The sequence below is a fragment of the Deltaproteobacteria bacterium RBG_16_64_85 genome, from assembly GCA_001798885.1.
Taxonomy (GTDB): domain Bacteria; phylum Desulfobacterota; class Deferrimicrobia; order Deferrimicrobiales; family Deferrimicrobiaceae; genus FEB-35.
This window is the reverse complement of the sequence record MGQW01000072.1, coordinates 40,196-58,381: the sequence shown is the minus strand read 5'-3', so window position 1 is coordinate 58,381 and position 18,186 is coordinate 40,196. Positions and strand designations below refer to the sequence as shown.

At 65.6% G+C, this 18,186-nt stretch carries 17 protein-coding genes; 12 read left to right on the top strand and 5 right to left on the bottom strand.

Going from position 1 to position 18,186, the window contains the following annotated elements; all coding sequences use genetic code 11:
- The first annotated feature begins 516 nt into the window (after nt 1-516).
- The 6 genes from A2Z13_03395 (at nt 517) to A2Z13_03370 (ending at nt 8,383) form a co-directional block, all read left to right on the top strand.
- Nucleotides 517-2,829, top strand: a complete 2,313-nt coding sequence (locus tag A2Z13_03395) for a ribonucleoside-diphosphate reductase, adenosylcobalamin-dependent (protein ID OGP77117.1) — start codon at nt 517-519, stop codon at nt 2,827-2,829.
- A gap of 88 nt (nt 2,830-2,917) precedes the next feature.
- Nucleotides 2,918-3,550: a dTMP kinase gene (locus tag A2Z13_03390; protein ID OGP77108.1), complete on the top strand. Its 633-nt coding sequence runs from the start codon at nt 2,918-2,920 to the stop codon at nt 3,548-3,550.
- Nucleotides 3,544-4,524: a DNA polymerase III subunit delta' gene (locus tag A2Z13_03385; protein ID OGP77107.1), complete on the top strand. Its 981-nt coding sequence runs from the start codon at nt 3,544-3,546 to the stop codon at nt 4,522-4,524. Before A2Z13_03390 ends, A2Z13_03385 begins: the two co-directional genes overlap by 7 nt.
- A gap of 7 nt (nt 4,525-4,531) precedes the next feature.
- Nucleotides 4,532-5,287, top strand: coding sequence for a hypothetical protein (locus tag A2Z13_03380; GenBank protein OGP77106.1), 756 nt, complete (start codon nt 4,532-4,534; stop codon nt 5,285-5,287).
- On the top strand, nt 5,284-6,816 hold the full coding sequence (locus A2Z13_03375; GenBank protein OGP77105.1) for a methionine--tRNA ligase: 1,533 nt from the start codon (nt 5,284-5,286) through the stop codon (nt 6,814-6,816). The genes A2Z13_03380 and A2Z13_03375 overlap by 4 nt, the downstream gene beginning before the upstream one ends.
- 196 nt (nt 6,817-7,012) lie before the next feature.
- On the top strand, nt 7,013-8,383 hold the full coding sequence (locus A2Z13_03370; protein OGP77104.1) for a radical SAM protein: 1,371 nt from the start codon (nt 7,013-7,015) through the stop codon (nt 8,381-8,383).
- A 33-nt stretch (nt 8,384-8,416) separates the two neighbouring features.
- On the opposite strand, the gene A2Z13_03365 is transcribed toward A2Z13_03370, so the two are convergent.
- From A2Z13_03365 to A2Z13_03350, 4 genes are all read right to left on the bottom strand, one after another.
- On the bottom strand, nt 8,417-8,800 hold the full coding sequence (locus A2Z13_03365; GenBank protein ID OGP77103.1) for a hypothetical protein: 384 nt from the start codon (nt 8,798-8,800) through the stop codon (nt 8,417-8,419).
- Nucleotides 8,797-9,057, bottom strand: a complete 261-nt coding sequence (locus tag A2Z13_03360; protein ID OGP77102.1) for a hypothetical protein — start codon at nt 9,055-9,057, stop codon at nt 8,797-8,799. Before A2Z13_03360 ends, A2Z13_03365 begins: the two co-directional genes overlap by 4 nt.
- An 80-nt stretch (nt 9,058-9,137) precedes the next feature.
- Entirely contained in the window at nt 9,138-10,103 is a 966-nt protein-coding gene (locus tag A2Z13_03355; protein OGP77101.1) for a hypothetical protein, read from the bottom strand.
- Nucleotides 10,104-10,116: 13 nt separating this feature from the next.
- Nucleotides 10,117-11,706, bottom strand: coding sequence for a hypothetical protein (locus tag A2Z13_03350; GenBank protein OGP77100.1), 1,590 nt, complete (start codon nt 11,704-11,706; stop codon nt 10,117-10,119).
- Here A2Z13_03350 and A2Z13_03345 point away from each other — a divergent pair.
- Nucleotides 11,693-12,211: a hypothetical protein gene (locus A2Z13_03345; protein OGP77099.1), complete on the top strand. Its 519-nt coding sequence runs from the start codon at nt 11,693-11,695 to the stop codon at nt 12,209-12,211. The genes A2Z13_03350 and A2Z13_03345 overlap by 14 nt on opposite strands.
- Here the strand turns inward: A2Z13_03345 and A2Z13_03340 are convergent.
- Nucleotides 12,204-13,202, bottom strand: coding sequence for a D-glycerate dehydrogenase (locus tag A2Z13_03340; protein ID OGP77098.1), 999 nt, complete (start codon nt 13,200-13,202; stop codon nt 12,204-12,206). The genes A2Z13_03345 and A2Z13_03340 overlap by 8 nt on opposite strands.
- Between A2Z13_03340 and A2Z13_03335 the strand changes: the two genes are divergently transcribed.
- From A2Z13_03335 to A2Z13_03315, 5 genes are all read left to right on the top strand, one after another.
- Nucleotides 13,201-13,440 carry a hypothetical protein gene (locus A2Z13_03335; GenBank protein ID OGP77097.1) on the top strand — a complete coding sequence of 80 codons (240 nt, stop codon included), beginning with the start codon at nt 13,201-13,203 and terminating at the stop codon, nt 13,438-13,440. The two genes, A2Z13_03340 and A2Z13_03335, sit on opposite strands and share 2 nt — an antisense overlap.
- Nucleotides 13,441-13,516: 76 nt before the next feature.
- Entirely contained in the window at nt 13,517-14,521 is a 1,005-nt protein-coding gene (locus tag A2Z13_03330) for a type I glyceraldehyde-3-phosphate dehydrogenase (protein ID OGP77096.1), read from the top strand.
- 4 nt (nt 14,522-14,525) lie between these two features.
- On the top strand, nt 14,526-15,278 hold the full coding sequence (locus tag A2Z13_03325; protein ID OGP77095.1) for a triose-phosphate isomerase: 753 nt from the start codon (nt 14,526-14,528) through the stop codon (nt 15,276-15,278).
- Nucleotides 15,279-15,300: 22 nt separating this feature from the next.
- Nucleotides 15,301-15,630 (top strand): preprotein translocase subunit SecG, encoded by a 330-nt coding sequence (locus A2Z13_03320; protein OGP77094.1) that lies wholly within the window; start codon nt 15,301-15,303, stop codon nt 15,628-15,630.
- A gap of 134 nt (nt 15,631-15,764) precedes the next feature.
- Nucleotides 15,765-17,759 carry a hypothetical protein gene (locus A2Z13_03315; GenBank protein OGP77093.1) on the top strand — a complete coding sequence of 665 codons (1,995 nt, stop codon included), beginning with the start codon at nt 15,765-15,767 and terminating at the stop codon, nt 17,757-17,759.
- The last annotated feature ends 427 nt before the right edge of the window (nt 17,760-18,186 follow it).

Below are 18,186 nucleotides of genomic sequence, written 5' to 3'. Positions count from 1 at the left end.
TTGAAAAAGGGGTTTGTTGGAGGAGGTCCTTTCGCTGGTGGTGGAGAATTCGCTAAAAGGAGATGGGACCGGCCGCGGAGGAGCCCCTGTCGCGGGCCCGATGGCTTCCCGACCGCACGCCAGAGGAAATTGTTTTTAAAAACAAGGCGTTTCCAGACGACCTCCCGAACAAGATCCGACGCATCATCCGAATCATGCTTGATTAACTATGTTCTATTATTGGATAACCACCCTGAAATACGATGGTTGGTAATAATTTTTATTTTGCCCGCGTTTTTCTTGACAGGATATGGCGAGCACCATATCTTGTATGAGTGTCGCCGGAAGGCCACAAGATAAGCCATCCTATCAATTGGACAGGCACTCTCCCCAAGGGGAATACCGTCCCGATGGAGTAGACGAATGGATCTGAACGTGCCCGCCCCTGTCGCTGCCCCGGCCCCTCTGCCGGAAATCACCGCGCGCGCCGCGGGGAAGGCGGTTCCCGAGCTTCCGCCGAAGGAATGGATCGAGCGGATGTTCCGGAAATACGGGCCGTTGCCGGTCTCCGAGAACGCCCGGAAAGTGCTCGAACGGCGGTATCTCAAGATCGGCGCCCCGGGGGATACCCTGGAGACGCCCGAGGAGATGATCGCCCGGGTGGCTTACAACATCGCGGCGGCGGAAGGATTTTACTACGGCACCCTCCCCGAAGTCGTCCTGCAGCGGGCGGAGACGTTCTATGCCCTGATGATCCGGCTGGATTTCGTGCCCAATTCCCCCACCCTCATGAACGCGGGGCGGGAGCTGCAGCAGCTGTCGGCCTGCTTCGTGCTGCCCGTCGAAGACTCGATGGAATCCATCTTCGAGGCGGTCAAGAACACCGCGCTCATCCACAAGAGCGGCGGGGGGACCGGATTCTCCTTCTCCCGCCTGCGCCCGAAGCACGACGTGGTCAAGTCGACCAAGGGGATCTCGTCCGGCCCCATCTCCTTCATGACCGTTTTCGACGCGGCCACCGAGACGATCAAGCAGGGAGGGACCCGCCGGGGCGCCAACATGGGGATTCTCCGGGTCGACCACCCCGACATCCTCGAGTTCATCACCTGCAAGACGAAGAACGACCGGCTGAACAACTTCAACATCTCCGTGGCGCTGACCGAGGAGTTCATGAAGGCGGTGGAGGCCGACGCCGAGTACCCGCTCGTCAACCCCCACTCCATGGAGATCGCCGCCCGGCTCAAGGCCCGCGAGGTGTTCGAGAAGATCGTGGACTCCGCGTGGCGCAACGGGGAGCCGGGGATCATCTTCCTGGACCGGATCAACCGGGACAACCCCACCCCCCGGCTCGGCGCGATGGAGAGCACGAACCCGTGCGGGGAGCAGCCTCTTTTGCCTTACGAATCGTGCAATTTGGGCTCCGTCAACCTCGCCAACATGATCCTGGGGGAGAACGGCGGCGCGCGGATCGACTACGAGAAGCTCAAGGCCGCGGTCCACGCCGCGGTGCGGTTCCTGGACGACGTCATCGACAGGAACAACTATCCGCTGAACGAGATCCGGCAGATGACGATGGGAAACCGGAAGATCGGGCTGGGGGTGATGGGATTCGCCGACATGCTGATCCGGCTCGGCATCCCCTACGACTCGGACGAGGCGCTGGCCGTCGCCCAGGAGGTCATGAACTTCCTCCAGGAGGAGTCGGTTTCGGCCTCCTGCCACCTGGCCCGCGAGCGGGGGCCGTTCCCGAACTACGGGATCAGCGTCTTCCCCGAGCGGGGCGGCATCCCCCGGCGCAACGCCACGACGACGACGATCGCCCCGACGGGGACCATCAGCATCATCGCCGGCTGCAGCAGCGGGATCGAGCCGGTCTTCGCCCTGTCGTTCATCCGCAACGTGATGGACAACGACCACCTGGTCGAAGGGCACCCCCTCTTCGAGGCGGAGATGCGGCGGCGCGGGCTCTATTCGGTCGAGAAGATGAAGGAGATCTCGCAGTCCGGCTCGCTGCGGCACGTGGAGGGGATCCCCGACGAGGTCCGGAGGATCTTCGTGACGGCGCACGACATCTCCCCGGAGGCGCACCTGCGGATGCAGGCCGCCTTCCAGAAGTTCGTCGACAACGCCGTGTCCAAGACGGTCAACTTCCCCGCCGAGGCGACCCGGGAGGACATCCGGAAGGTCTTCGTCCTGGCCTACCGCCTGGGCTGCAAGGGCGTCACCGTCTACCGGGACAGAAGCCGCGACGAGCAGGTGCTGAACATCGGCGAGGTCAACCGCAAGGAGGCCGCCGCGTCCGGGGTCCCCGAGGCCGAGCCGGGGTTCGTCTCCCCGCGGCCCCGCCCCGACACCCTGCTGGGCGTCACCAAGGAGATGAAGACGAGCTGCGGGAAGCTCTACATTACGATCAACCGCGACCGCCAGGGGATCTTCGAGATCTTCAACCAGATGGGGAAGGCCGGCGGGTGCGCGGCTTCCCAGTCCGAGGCGATCGGGAGGCTCGTGTCCCTGGCCCTCCGCTCCGGGGTCCAGCCCGACCAGATCATCAAGCAGCTGAAGGGGATCTCCTGTCATCTCCCCGCCTGGGGCGGAAACGGCGGGAAGATCCTGTCGTGCGCGGACGCGGTCTCCAAGGCCATCGATTGGTACATGGAGAACGTCGACACGATGTTCGCCGGACTCCCCGGACCCGCGGGAGATCCCGAACTTGCCGCTTCTTCCCAGGCGGCCCCTTCCCGTGCCGAGGACCGGGAGATCGCGCGCGGCGCCTGCCCCGACTGCGGAAGCCAGGTCGAGATGCAGGAGGCGTGCCTCAAGTGCCGATCGTGCGGGTGGTCGGAATGCTGACGGGCGGGGACACGCGTAGAACCAATAGCACACTCGCCATCGCGGGATTCCTCGCGCGGCGCCGCTTCTTCCCTCCGCCCCGATAGGAATGTCCCTCTCTGCACCGTTCGTGACGTTTGAGGGGATCGAGGGGTCCGGAAAGACCACCCAGGTCCGGCGGCTGTCCGAATATCTCAAGGAAAGGGGAATTCCCCACCGGGTCACCCGGGAGCCGGGTGGCACTCCCCTCGCCGACGAAATCCGCTCCCTTCTACTGTCGCCCCGGGAGGAGCCCGTCTTCCCGGAAACCGAACTGCTCCTGTACGAAGCCGCCCGGTCGCAGCACGTCCGCGGGGTGATCCTGCCGGCGCTGATTTCCGGGCAGGCGGTGCTGTGCGACCGCTTTTACGACGCCACGACGGCCTACCAGGGGTTCTCCCGGGGGATCGAAGGTCCGCAGGTCGAATGGCTGAACGCCTTCGCGTCCGGCGGGCTCTCCCCCGACCTGACCTTCCTCCTCGACGTGTCCCCGGAGGACGGGGCCGCCCGGATCCGCGGACGCGGCACCCGCCCGGACCGCATCGAGTCCGAATCCTTCGAGTTCCACCGGAAGGTGCGCGAAGGATATCTGCGCCTTCAAGCGAGCGATCCGGACCGGATCCGCCGGATCGACGGTTCCCTCCCGGCGGACGACGTCTTCGGCCGCATCCGCGAGACCGTGTCGGCACGTTTCGGATGGTAGGGAACTTCTCCTCCCTCCGCGGGCAGGATCGGGCGATCTCCCTTCTGCGCCGCTACCTGGAGACGGGGAACGTCCCGCCCGGCCTCCTCTTCCATGGAGAGGAGGGGATCGGCAAGGAGAGGGCCGCGCTCGCGTTCCTCGCCGCCCTTTTCTGTCGCGACCGGACCCCCGACGGCGGATGTTTTGCCTGCCCCGAGTGCCGTCTGCTCGCTTCCGGCGCCCATCCCAACCTCCTGCGGATTTCGCCGGAGAACCACTTCATCCAGATTGCCGGGATACGGCGGCTCAAGGAGGAGCTCTCGCTGAAGGCGTTTTCCGACCGCGCGCGCGCGGCGCTCATCTGCCCGGCGGACCGTATGACCCTGCAGGCGGCCAACGCCCTGCTGAAGACTCTCGAGGAGCCCCCGCCTGCGACGCACATCGTGCTTGTGGCCCACCGGCTTTCCCGGCTTCCCCCCACGATCGTCTCCCGCTGCCAGAAGATCCCCTTCTCCACGCTCTCGGAGGATGCCGTGGAGGAGATCCTCCGAGGCATCCCCGAGGCAGGCCCGCGGCACACCGTCGGGACGGTCCGGGCGGCGGCCGCCTGCGCGGGGGGAAGCCCGGGGCGCGCGCTCCTTCTTCTCGACGAGATGGAAGAGGGCCGCAGGATGTGGGCCGGCCTGTTTTCCCGCCTGGACCCGGCGAACGCCGCCGCAGCCGGCGAGACGTGGAGGAAAGGGGGGGAGCGGCAGGGGCAGATCGCCGTGCCCCTGTCCCTGGTGCGGGACCTGGCCCTCTTATCTTCCGGGGGGAAAGCGGATATAATAAACAAGGATTTCGGGGATCCCTTAAGCGCCGTCGCCGCCCGGAAAACCCCTTACGAATGGACCCTGGCGTTCCAGGCGCTTCTGTCCACGTCCCGATTGCCTCCCCAGGCCCAGAAGCGGCTGGCGCTGGAGGCATTTTTATTTGGGTTGCACGGAAAGGACTGAAACACGGATGGATCTTGCGGGAATCAGGCTCCGGGGCGTTTGCAAGATGCACCACTTCGACTGCACAGGGACTCCCCTGAAGCGGGGGGACTACGCCGTCGTCCAGACGGAGCGGGGACCGGTGCTGGGAGAGGTCGTCCAGCGGATCGACGCCCACGCTCCGGCCGTTCAGAAGTCCTCTTACGCCAGGGTCGTCCGGGCCGCCACTGCCGACGACATCCGCGCCCACCAGGAAAACGCGCGGCGCGAGGCGGAGGCCCACTCCTTCTGCCTGAAGCGGATCGAGGCCCGGGAGCTGCCCATGAAGCTGGCGCGGACCGAGGTCCTGCTCGACCGGAGCAAGGCGATCTTCTACTTCACGGCCGACGGCCGCATCGACTTCCGGGAGCTGGTCAAGGACCTGGCCCACGAGCTCCGGACGCGCATCGAGATGCGGCAGATCGGCGTGCGCGACGAGGCGCGCGTGGTGGGCGGGGTCGGACCCTGCGGGCTGGGCCTCTGCTGCGCCACCTTCCTCGGCGACTTCGAGCCCATCACGGTGAAGATGGCGAAGGACCAGAAGCTCGCCCTGAACCCGGCGAAGCTGTCGGGGGTCTGCGGGCGCCTGATGTGCTGCCTCATCTACGAGCATGAGTCGTACGCGCGGGCCAAGGCGTGCGGGACCTGCGCGGCGGGGAACGGCGCGGCCCCTCCCCCTCCCGACGCCGGCGAGGGCGACGACCTCTCGTTCCGGTTCGGCGACGAGGAGGACGGGGCGTCGTGAAGCCCACGTTCTACATCACCACCCCGATCTATTACGTCAACGACGTTCCCCACATCGGTCACGCCTACACGACGATCGCCTGCGACGCGCTCGCGCGGTACCACCGGATGAAGGGACAGAGGGTGTTCTTCCTCACGGGGACGGACGAGCACGGAGAGAAGGTCCAGAAGAGCGCTGTTCAGCAGGGCCTTGCCCCCCGCGAGCTGGCCGACCGCGTTGTCACGCGGTTCCAGGGGCTCTCTCCCGCGCTGAACATCACGAACGACGACTTCATCCGGACCACGGAGCCGAGGCATTACGCCTCCGTGCGGGAGCTGTTCCGCAAGTCCCTGCGCAACGGGGACATCTATCTCGGGGAGTACGAGGGGTGGTACTGCACTCCCTGCGAGTCGTACTGGACCGACCTCCAGATTCTCGAAGGGAAATGCCCCGAGTGCCGAAGGGCCGTCGAGAAGCGGAAGGAGCCCTCCTTCTTTTTCCGTCTCTCGAAGTACCAGAAGCCGCTCCTCGAATACTACGGGAAGAACCCGAAGTTCATCCGCCCGGAGAGCCGCCGGAACGAGGTTGTCTCTTTCGTGGAGGGGGGACTGAACGACCTCTCGGTCTCCCGCACCTCCCTCGCCTGGGGGATTCCCCTCCCGGACCACCCGGGACACGTGATCTACGTGTGGTACGACGCGCTCACCAATTACATTACCGGCGTAGGGTACCCGGACGGCGGGGAGAGGTTCGACACGTTCTGGCCCGCGGACGTCCACATGGTGGGGAAAGACATTCTTCGGTTCCACGCGGTCTTCTGGCCGGCGTTCCTGATGTCGGCCGGGGTTGCCCCTCCGCTGGGCGTCTTCGCACACGGCTGGTGGACCGTCGAGGGGCAGAAGATGAGCAAGTCCCTGGGAAACGTCGTCGATCCGTACGAGATGGTGGAGACCTACGGTGCGGACGCGTTCCGCTACTTCCTCCTGCGGGAGGTGCCGTTCGGCCTCGACGGGGATTTCTCGAAGAAGGCCCTTGTGCACCGGATCAACTCCGACCTCGCCAACGATTTCGGTAACCTGCTGAACCGGACGCTCGGCATGCTCGGGAAATATTTCGACGGAACGGTGCCCGTCCCCTCCCCCGCCGGCGAGGAAGACCGTTCGCTCATCGCCCTTGCCGGGGAAGTCCGCAACGCCGTGGACGGAGCCATGGAGGAGGTCGAATTCCACAAGGCGCTTTCGGCCGTCTGGGACCTTGTGAAGGCCTGCAACCGGTACGTGGACGCGTCGGCCCCGTGGGCGCTGGCCAAGGACGCCGCCAAACGGGAGCGCCTGGGGACGGTCCTGTACAATATCCTGGAGGCCGCCCGGATCTGCGTGCTGCTTTCCGCTCCCTTCCTCCCGGCCGCGGCCCAGAAAATGTGGGAGGCGCTTGGTTGCGCGGGCGCGGTCGAGAAGATGAACCTCGCCTCCGCCGGGGCGTGGGGCGGGCTCCCATCCGGCGCCACGCTGCCCCGGTCCGCCGTCGCGTTCCCCCGCATCGAAGAGTAGGACGATGCAAGCAATCGCGGCCCCTCGAAGCGCCGGATCCCCCTTCGGCTGCGCCGCCTCGGAGGGGGGCTCCGTTCGTGGCTCGCCGTGCGATGGACCCGCACGGCTGCGCTTTACCTCACTGCGCCCCCCTCCTGCGGCGGCTCCGCCGGACCCTTCTGCGGCGTGCGCCTTCCGGCACACGAGGAACTGAAGCATGTACTTCGACACGCACGCGCACCTGGATTTGGAACCGCTCTGCGACGCGGAAGGAGAAGTCGTCCGCCGGGCGCATGAGGCGGGGGTTACGCGCATCGTCACGATCGGCATCGGTCCCGAAAGCAGCGAAAAGGCGATCGCGATCGCCCACCGGCACACGGGCGTGTACGCCTCGGTGGGACTCCACCCTCACGATGCCTCCGCCTGCTCGGAACCTCTCCTTGCGCGCCTGGAAGAGCTCTCCCGGTGCGACAAGGTGGTGGGGATCGGCGAAACAGGCCTCGACTTCTACCGCGACCGCTCCCCCCGGGAGGCCCAGCGGGCCGCCTTCCGGGAGCAGATCCGCCTCGCCCGGCGGCGGAACCTCCCGATCATCGTCCACGACCGGGACGCCCACGACGAGATCCTCTCCATCCTGGCGGAGGAGAACGCCGCCGATGTCGGCGGGATCATCCACTGCTTTTCCGGGGACTGCGAAATGGCCCGCAGGGCGATCGGGATGAACTTCCTTATCTCCATCCCCGGCGCGATCACCTACAAGGGCTCCGGGACGCAAGCGGAGGCGGTCCGCAAGATCCCCCTGGAGAAGCTCCTCATCGAAACGGACTGCCCGTTCCTGGCCCCGCTGCCCTACCGGGGGAAGACGAACGAGCCGGCCTATGTCCCGCTGGTGGCGAAAAAGATCGGCGAGATCAAGGGGGTCGCCGGGGAGGACGTCGGCCGGGTCGCGACCCTTTCCGCCTTGCGGATCTTCCGCATCCCGGCGGAGGAGGAGGTCCGCGTCTCCTACAAGATCCGCAACTCCCTGTACCTCAACATCACCAACCGGTGCACCAACACCTGCACTTTCTGCGCAAAGCGGGACGACTACTACGTAAAAGGGCACTACCTGAAGCTGCCGGGGGAGCCTTCCGTCGAAGAGGTCGTCGCGGAGGTGGGCGACCCTACGGAGGTTGACGAGATCGTCTTCTGCGGGTTCGGGGAGCCGTTCCTGCGGCTTGCCGACGTCAAGGCGATCGCGAAGACGCTGAAAGGCAAGGGCGCGAAGATCCGGATCAACACCGACGGGCTGGCGAACCTGGTGCATGGCCGCAATGTTCTGCCGGAGCTCTCGGGCCTGGTGGACGCCCTCTCCGTCTCGCTCAACGCGCCGGACGCCGGGACGTACGCCAGGATCTGCCCCAACCGCTATGGGGCGGCGTCGTTCCCCGCTCTCCTCGACTTCCTCCGGGAGGCACCTCGCCACATCCCGTCGGTCGTAGCCACCGCCGTGGCCCTGCCGGACCTGGACCACGACGCCGTCCGGCGTCTTGCCGAATCGATCGAAGGCGTCACGTTCCGCCTTCGCCCCTACGCCGAGGTGGGGTAATCCTGCTCAAGCCTGATCGGATTGGACCCCGGTCTACGGAGAGAAAATTGTCAGGCCGGGCATGGGGAAATCTTTCTTGTTGTCGGTCACAAGGACGAGACGATGGATATGCGACGTCGCTCCGATAATGGCGTCCGGCAGGGAAACCTCACGCCCTTTGGCCCGGTATTTTGCCCGCCACTCTCCCGCCTGACGCGCCACATCAAAGGATACCGGAAAACACCGCAGCGCCCCGATCAACGCCTCCGTTGCCGGCCGTTCCCTCTCTTTCATTCCCGAATAAATTTCTGCTACGTTCACTGCGGAACAGGCCAGGAAGTGACCCTCTTCGGCCATCCTACGCATCCAGGAAACCGCCGCCTCCTCACCCCGTAAAAAGCGTATCAGAAATGTCGTGTCGAGCAGGTAACCTCTCAAACCTTTTTACCGCGGCGGTCCCACTCTCTCCGCATTTCACGGACGGCGGCAACAGCCCCTCCCTTCCTTTTCCATTCGGGATGATCCTCAGGCTTCCAGGCGCCGGCCGCAGTATCAATGGCGGCCAATAATCGGTCCCGTTCCAGCTTTTCCTCCGCAGCCTCCACGAGGAAACGGCTTCGCTTCCTTTTGCCGATCATCTTGTCGATCCGAAGAAGCAGATCCTCCGGAAGCACAACGTGCGCCCGAGTCGGCATAAATCCCCCAATGTCCCATAAGTTGCTTAACTTATTATCGCACACTCACCATAACGATATCCAGCGGGATTTCCGGCGGGTTACTTGTCGAATTTCCCGGAGAAGAGGTACCGCTCGAACATCCGGTTGTACTCCGTCCAGCGGGCCCCCTCCCGCAGGTCCTCGATCGCCTCGGTGAAGGCGTTGGCCTTGGCGTCCATGTTCTCAACGAAATGAAGCAGGATCGCCTCGAGCGTCTTGGGCCGCCGGGGGGAGCCGAACTCCAGCTCCCCGTGATGGGACAGGATCATGTGCGTGAGGAGCAACTTTCTTTCGGGCGGGAATCCCGCGATCTTCTCGCAACCGCGGGAGACCCACTCCGCGCCCAGGTAGATGTGCCCGAGCAGCCGGCCTTCGTCGGTGTAGTCGAACGTCCCCTCGTACGCGAGCTCCTCCACCTTCCCGATGTCGTGGAGGAGCGCCCCCGCCACCAGGAGGTCGCCGTCCACCCCTTCGTAGTGCGAGGCGAGGAAGCGGGAGATGACGGCCACCGACACCGTGTGCTCCAGCAGTCCGCCGATGTAGTCGTGGTGCAGGCTCTTCCCGCCCGGCGCCTGCCGGAAGCGGCGCGCCATGTCCGTCCCGGGCGGATCGGGAAATACGCTCTCGAGCAGCTTCCGCAGGCCGGGGTCCGCGACCCCCGCCACAAGCTCCCGCAGCTGCCGCCAGAGGGGATCGATCCCGCGCTTCGTCACCGGAAGGAAATCGCCCAGGTCCGGCTTCGCGCCCGCGACCTTCTGAACGTCGTGGACCTTCATCTGCATCCGCCCCTGGTACTGGATGGCCGTCCCGCTGATCTCGACGATGTCGTCCCGGTCGAACCGCTTCCCGATCTCCTCCGCGCGGTCCCAGACGCGGCCCTCGAACTGCCCCGTCCGGTCGCGCAGGGAGAGGTTCAAGTAGGGCTTCCCCGCGTTGCTCACGAGCTGCGTCTTGCTGCCCACCAGGAACAGGTCCCGGATCTGCTCCCCTTCCTTTATGTCCTTGACGAACTTCGTTTTTCCCATCGACGCACCGTCCTTATGTGGAGAATTTCTCGAGGATGCGGAGGGCACCCCGGATCCCGTCCACGGCGGAGGATACGATCCCGCCGGCGTGCCCCGCCCCCTCTCCCACAGGATACAGCCCTTTCAAGGTAACCGATTCATAATTCTCCCGTTCCATGCGGACGGGGGAAGAGGTCCGGGACTCCACGGCGTAGAGCGTTCCCTCCTGGGTGAGGAACCCGCGCAGCGTCTTCCCGAACGCCCGCAGTCCGAACCGGAGATCCTCTTCCACTTTCCTCGGCAGGATCCCGGAGAGGTTCGCCCGGGCTACCCGGGGGGCCAGCACCCTTCCACGGGACAGGTTCAGGTCCCTCCCTTCGAGGAACCCCATCAGATTCATCGCGGGGACCCCGAAATTCCCTCCCCCCTTCCGGAAGGCGCGCGCCTCGACCAGTTCCTGGAATTGGACGCCGGCGAAAACGTCGCCCTCGCCGAAGTCCTCCCCGGACACCGTGGCCACGATCCCGCTGTTGGCGAACCCGGAAGTACGCCCGTGCCCGCTCATCCCGTTGACGGGAATCCCGCCCGGCCCGGAGGACGCGGCCATTACCTCTCCCCCTGGGCACATGCAGAAGGAATAGATCCCCCGGCCCGAGGGGGCGCGCGCCGCCAGCCGGTAATCGGCGGGGGGAAGGACGGCCCTCTCCGAGGCCCTGCCGTACTGGATCCGGTCGATGAGCCCCTGCGGGTGCTCCACCCGGAAGCCGACGGCGAACGCCTTGGCGGACATCCTCACCCCCCGGGAGAGCAACATCCTGAGTGTGTCCCTCGCCGAGTGCCCGATGGCGAGCACGAGGTCCGCGCACGGGATTTCCTCCCCTCCCGCAAGGCGGACGGCCCGCACCCGTCCCCCTTCGGCCGCCACCTCCGCAACCAGCGCCCCGAAACGGACCTCGGCACCCAGCGAAACCAGCTCCTCCCGCATCCGGCGGCAGAAGCCCTTCAGGCGGTCGGTCCCGACGTGTGGCTTGGCTTCCGTCCGCAGGCCGGGCAGCCCCGCGAACTCCCCGAAGATCCCGACCACGTGGGAAACGAGCGGGTCGCCGATGCGCGTCGTGAGCTTTCCGTCGGAGAACGTCCCCGCGCCCCCTTCGCCGAACTGGACGTTGCTGTTGGGGTCGATGGTCCCCCTCTTCCAGAAATCCGCCACGTGGCGCGATCGCTCCTCGACGGGGCTGCCGCGCTCGAGAAGAAGCGGGGAGGCGCCGTAACGGGCAAGTGTCCACGCGGCGAACAGGCCGGCGGGTCCCGCTCCGACGACCACCGGCCGCACCGCGGGCTTGCGGACCCTTCCTGCCGGGAACAGGTCGGGCGCCGGCGGTACCCTCCGCGCGGAGCCCAGGCGGGAGCAGACCGCCTCCTCCAGGCCGGCCGTGCACAGGGAGAATTCCACCGCGTAGACCCGGAGGATCCCCCCCTTTCGCCGGGCGTCGAGGCCCCGCCGGAGGACGGAAAAATACTCCACCTCCTCCCCGGGGACCCCTATAATGGTCAGAACGCGCGAAAGGAGATCTTCCTCCGGGAATTCCAGCGGAACGCGGATGTCGGTAATGCGGATCGCCAAACGCTTTCTCTCCTTCCTTGTCCTGCTCGCCTTCTCCCTCGCGGCGACCTCCTGCAGGCCGCTCCTCAAGGAGGCGTTCAAGTCCCCGAAGGTCCGTGTTGCGGACGTGTCGCTCGCGTCGAACCCTCTCAACGATCTAAAGGGGCCGTGGGAATTCACCCTGACCCTCGAGGTGAACAACCCCAACGACTATCCGCTGGACATCGCCCGAGTCGCCTATGCAGCGATCCTCGGGCGAGAGACGGTCGCCGAGGGGGATTACCGCTCGGACATACGGATCGAGGCTTCCCAGGTGACGACGGTCAGGGTTCCCCTCAAGCTTCCCCCGGAATCCTTCCAGGATGCGGTCCGGCACGTACTGCAGGCCCGGCGCATCGACTACGAGTTCAACGGCTCCGTGGGCGTGAACGCTCCGGTCATCGGGGTCGTCCATATCCCTTTCTCCCGGACCGGCTCCTTCGATCCGGTCGATCTCCTGAAGAGGAAGGGATTCGGGTTTAATTGACGGCGCAGGGGGGCTTCGTCCCCGCAAGGACCGCGAGCAGGTTTTCCATGGCCAGCCGCCCCATCCGCTCCCGCGTTTCCAGGGTTGCGCTCCCTACGTGCGGAAGGAGCACCGCGGAGGGAGCGGCCAGCAGGTCCGGGTGCACCACCGGCTCCTTCTCGTAGACGTCGAGGCCCGCGGCAAAGATCTTCCTCTCCGCGAGCGCCTTCGCCAGGGCGCCCTCCTCCACCACCTCCCCGCGGGAGATGTTCACCAGGACCGCCGTCGCCTTCATCTTCCCCAGCCGATCCCGGTGGATGAGCCCGTGCGTTTCCCCGGTGAGGGGAATGCTCAGGACGACGAAATCGCTTTCGGCGAGCAAATCATCGAGCTTCCGGTACTCCGAGCGAAGTACCCTCTCCCGCTCCGGGGAAAGCGGCTGCCGGTTGTGGTAGAGGATGCGCATCCCGAACCCTGTCGCGCGGACCGCGATGGCGCTGCCGATCTTCCCCATCCCGACGATTCCGAGCGTCCTGCCGTAGACGGGGACTCCCAGGAACCCCCACGGATCCCAACCGGTGAATTTCCCCGCGCGCAGGGCTCCTTCCGCCTCGGAAAACCTCCTGGCGGCCGCCAACAGCAGCGCGAACCCGAGGTCGGCGGTCGCCTCCGTGAGGACGTCCGGCGTGTTGCACACGCGGATGCCGCGGAGGCCGGCCTCCGCCACGTCGACGTTATTGACGCCGACCGCATAGTTGGAGACGACCTTCAGCCCCGGGCCGGCCGCGTCCATGAGGGTCGCGTCGATCCGGTCCGCGAGGGTGCAGAGGATGCCGGCAGCCCCCGGAACCTGCCGAAGCAGTTCCTCCCGGGGCAGGGGAGAATCCGGGGGAGGGGCGGCGACGGCGGCCAGCGAAGCCAGACGTGACAGGGAAACCCCCGGCAGCCGCCGGGTCACAACCACTTTAGGGAGCGATGCACCCAAGCCTTTCTCCTGCTCCAAATAACGCATGCGCGTAAAGGACAAGAAGCCCGGCTTCAGCCGCGGCGCTCGCCAAGGCTCCTGCGAGCCGCCGGTTGCAAGCCGGATGCAGATGGAGCAACAATACGTTACCGGAATCGGACTGTCATCGGATAATATCTATAGACCCTTATCTCTGGTAATTATACAGGTGATGGAACGGGCGGGCAAAAACGACCCGATCGGCGACCTGGAGCTGAGGAGGCTGGGCTGCCCCCGACCGATTTGACAGGGAGGCATAAGGGAGTATAATTTAATTCCTTTAATTCCCCGGAATCGAAACTTCCCAGCAGGAGGACCGCGACATGGCCGTGAAGGTCGGGATCAACGGGTTCGGGCGGATCGGGCGGAACTTCTTCCGCGCAGCGTACAAGGACCCCGCGCTGGAAATCGTCGCCGTGAACGACATCACCGACGCCAAGACGCTGGCGCACCTCCTCAAGTACGACTCCGTCCACGGACGGTTCGAGGAGGAGGTGGGGGTCAAGGACAGCGCGCTCGTCGTCGCCGGCAAGACGGTCCATGTCCTGGCCGCCAAGGACCCTTCCGAGCTTCCCTGGGGGAAGCTCGGCGTCGAGATCGTCATCGAGTCCACCGGCAAGTTCACGGAGCGGGAAGGGGCGGAGAAGCACCTGAAGGCGGGGGCCAAGCGGGTGATCATCTCGGCGCCCGCGAAGAATCCCGACGCCACCTTCGTGATGGGCGTCAACGAAAAGACCTTCGACCCGGCGAAGCACTTCATCCTCTCCAACGCCTCCTGCACGACGAACTGCCTCGCGCCGGTCGCCAAGGTGCTCCTGGACACGTTCGGGATCGAGCGGGGGCTGATGACCACGATCCACGCCTATACGAACGACCAGAAGATCCTCGACCTGCCGCACAAGGACCTGCGGAGGGCGCGCGCCGCCGGGCTGTCCATGATCCCGACCACGACCGGAGCGGCCAAGGCGGTCTCCCTGGTCATCCCCGCGCTGAAGGGAAAACTGGACGGCATGGCCATCCGCGTCCCCACGTCGAACGTCTCGTTGGTCGACCTTACGGTGGAACTGTCGAAGGCGGCGACGGCGGAGGAGGTCAACGCGGCGATGAAGAAGGCGGCGGAAGGCCCCCTGAAGGGGATCCTCCAGTACGTCGAGGAGCCGCTGGTGTCCGTCGACTTCAACCACACCTCCTACTCCGCGGAGTTCGACGCGCTCTCGACCAAGGTGATCGAGGGGAAGATGGTGAAGGTCCTGGCGTGGTACGACAACGAGTGGGGCTATTCGTGCCGTCTCGCCGACCTCGCCAAGTTCGTCGGCGAGGCGAAGTAGGGGGATGCGCACCCCCCTCATCGCCGGCAACTGGAAGATGTACAAGACGGCGGGGGAGTCCGCGGCCTTCGTGAAGGAGTTTCTTCCCCTGGTCTCGGGCGTCGCGGGGGTCGAGATCGTCCTGGCGCCTCCCTTCCCGTCGCTGAGCGTGGTGGCATCCCTGACCGGAGGGACGAACGTCGGGGTGGCGTCCCAGAACGTCCACTTTGCCACGGAAGGCGCCTACACGGGGGAGGTCTCCCCCGCGATGGTGAGGGACGCCGGCGCGCGGTACGCGATCATCGGCCATTCGGAGCGGAGGCAATATTTCTCCGAGTCCGACGATTCCGTGAACCTGAAGGTAAAGGCCGCGCTCGCCGCCGGGCTCATCCCCATCCTGTGCCTGGGGGAGACGCTCCAGGAGCGGGAAGCGGGGAAAACGTTCGAGGTGTCGGGACGGCAGCTGCGAGCGGGGCTCGAAGGGATCGCGGGGGCGGAGGCGCCGAAGATCGTCGTCGCCTACGAGCCGGTCTGGGCGATCGGGACGGGAAAGACGGCCACCCCCGAACAGGCACAGGAGGTCCACGCCTTCCTGCGCGGGATCCTGAAGGAACGATGGGGAGCCGATCCCGCCGATGCGGTCCGTATTCTTTACGGAGGGTCCGTCAAACCGGAAAACATCGCCGACCTGATGTCGAAGGCGGACATCGACGGTGCACTCGTCGGCGGGGCAAGCCTCAAGGCGAACGCGTTCGCAGGCATCGTAAAGTTCAATTAACGGAGGAACCCGAGAAAACGATATGTACACCCTGGTCATCGTCCTTCATGTGATCGTATCCGTGGCCTTGATTCTGATCATCCTCCTGCAGACGGGGAAGGGCACCGACATCGGCGCCGTGTTCGGCGGCGGGTCGTCCCAGACCCTGTTCGGATCGAGCGGCCCAACCAGTTTCCTGGGGAAGCTGACGGCGGGGGCGGCGATCGTGTTCATGCTGACCTCCCTCTTCCTCGCCTACTTCGCCGGCGGCAGGTCCTCGCCCACGCTGATGAAGGGCGGGACGCCGATCCCGGCAATTCCCGGCCCCGCGTCCCCGCAAGGGCCTTCCCCGGGGATGCCCCCGGGCAAATAACCGCTGAACCTTTGTCTTTCACTTCGGGCGGCCGTTTCCTTGCGGCTCTTCCACACTGTCAAGACCGAAAATCCCCGGCGCCGCCCGGGAATCCCCCGCGGAAACCTGTCTGTCGGGAGACCGCTCGGGATAGAATGACCCGCATGCCGAAAAAATATTTCATCCGGGAGATCCCCGAAGGCGGGGGGAAGGTCGACTACGGGAAGGCCCTGAACCCGCGGCAGGCGGAGGCGGTCCTCCACGGCGACGGACCGCTCCTGGTCATCGCCGGGGCGGGAACGGGAAAGACGCGCACGCTCATCTACCGGGTCGCCAGGCTGGTGGAGCTTGGCCACTCCCCCGCTTCCATCCTGCTGCTCACCTTCACGCGCAGGTCCGCGGAGGAGATGCTCCGGAGGGCCGCGCTGCTCCTGGACCGGCGATGCGAGAAAGTCTCCGGGGGGACGTTCCACGCCTTCGCCAACAGCCTGCTGCGGCGCTACGCGAGCGCGGCCGGGTACGGCGAGAACTTCACCATCCTGGACCGCGCCGATTCCGCGGACCTCATCGGGTTGCTGCGGCAGGAGGTCCACGGGGGGCACCGGACCGTTCGCTTCCCCAGGAAAGAGACGCTTGCGGACCTGTTCAGCCGGGCGGCGAATCGTGAAGAGGACATTGCCACGGCCGTGGAGAAGGAGACGCCCCACTTCCTCTACTGCCTGGACGACATCCTCGAGATCTCCCGCCTGTACGGGGAGACGAAGCGGGAGCGGAACCTGATGGACTACGACGACCTCCTGCTCCGCCTGGCGTCCCTCCTGCGGGAGAACGAGGCGATCCGCCGCGCCGTCTCGGGGACCTACGGGCACGTCCTGGTGGACGAATACCAGGACACCAACCGGATCCAGGCGGAGATCCTGCGCCTCCTGGCCGCGGTCCACGACAACGTGATGGCGGTGGGGGACGACTCCCAGAGCATCTATTCGTTCCGCGGCGCGAACTTCCGGAACATCATGGACTTCCCGTCCGACTTTCCCGGTGCCAAGGTGGTGTTTCTGGAAGAAAACTACCGCAGCCGGCAGCCGATCCTGGACGTCACCAACGAGATCATCGCGGGGGCGAGGGAGAAATTTCCCAAGCGCCTGTTCACCTCCCGCACCGGGGGAGAGAAGGCTGTCCTGATGTCCGCCCCTGGCGAGCGGATCCAGTCCGCCTATGTCGCCGACCGGATCCTCGAGCTGTACGAGGAGGAGGGGATCCCCTTGAGCGAGATCGCCGTCCTGTTCCGCGCCGCCTACCTGTCCTTCGACCTCGAGGTGGAGCTCGCCAAACGACACATCCCGTACCGGAAGTTCGGAGGATTCAAGTTCCTGGAGACGGCCCACGTCAAGGACGTGATCGCCCACCTGCGGCTGATCGAGAATCCGAGGGACTCTTTAAGCCTCTCGCGGGCGCTCCTGCTCGTGCCGGGCATCGGGAGGAAGGCGGGCGCCGACCTCTCCCGGAAGGCGTACGAGGAGGCGTCCCTTCTCCCCGTCCTCTCTTCCCTGAAAACGCGGAAACGGTCGGAGGAGGCGGGGCGGCTGGCGAGCCTGCTGGCCGGGCTGGCAGGCCCCCGGGCCGATGCCGGCACGGGAAGCCTCCCGGTGACGGAGATGGTTGCGAGGGTGATCGCGTACTATCGGCCCCTGATGGAAGCGCGGTTCGACGACTACCCGCGGCGGCTCAAGGATCTCGACCACCTGGAATCGCTGTGTGCCCGCTACGGGACGCTTTCGGAGTTTCTCTCGGAGATCACGCTCGAGCCGCCCCAGGCGTCCGTGGGGGACATCGCCGCGCCGGACGGGGAGGAGGAGTTCCTGACGCTCTCCACGATCCACTCGGCCAAGGGGCTGGAGTGGAAGGCGGTCTTCATCCTCTGGGTCCTGGACGGGAAACTGCCGCTCTCCCGGGCGGCGGAGGACGAGGAGGAGATGGAGGAGGAACGGCGGCTCCTATACGTTGCCGCCACGCGGGCCAAGGACCTTCTGGTGATGACCTACCCGGTCAACATCTACGAGCGGGCGTCGGGGACGGTATTATCGAAACCGTCCCGGTTCGTGGAGGAAATTCCCTCGAGCGTCCTGCCCCGGTATGCGCTGATCGAGTGAAAAACAGGGACCGTCCCTACTCCTCGAACGGCTTCCCGCACCAGGAGCAGGACGGCGCCTCCTGCGGAACCCAGTGGAGGCAGTGTTTACACTGTTTCTCGGGGAGGAGAGCCTTCTTCTCCTCCTCCCCTTCCTCCATTTCGTCGTCGTAATATTTCCAGTCGTCGCGGGCCAATCAGAAGGACCCTTTCTCATTCGTGTAGGCCAGCCGCCCGCCGGCCAGGAGGATCTCGACCTGGTCGCCCTGCGCGATACGGATGGCGATCTCCTTGCCGGGCTTCTTTTCCCCTCCCGCATGGTGCACATCGATGATCTTCTGAACGATGTTCCTTCCCACGTGCGTCCTCCTCACCAAGTTGAGTGTTCTATCGGTTATTGCGGTGCGGATTCTGCCGGCGGTATCCCTGGCGGAAAGCCGTATCAGGAT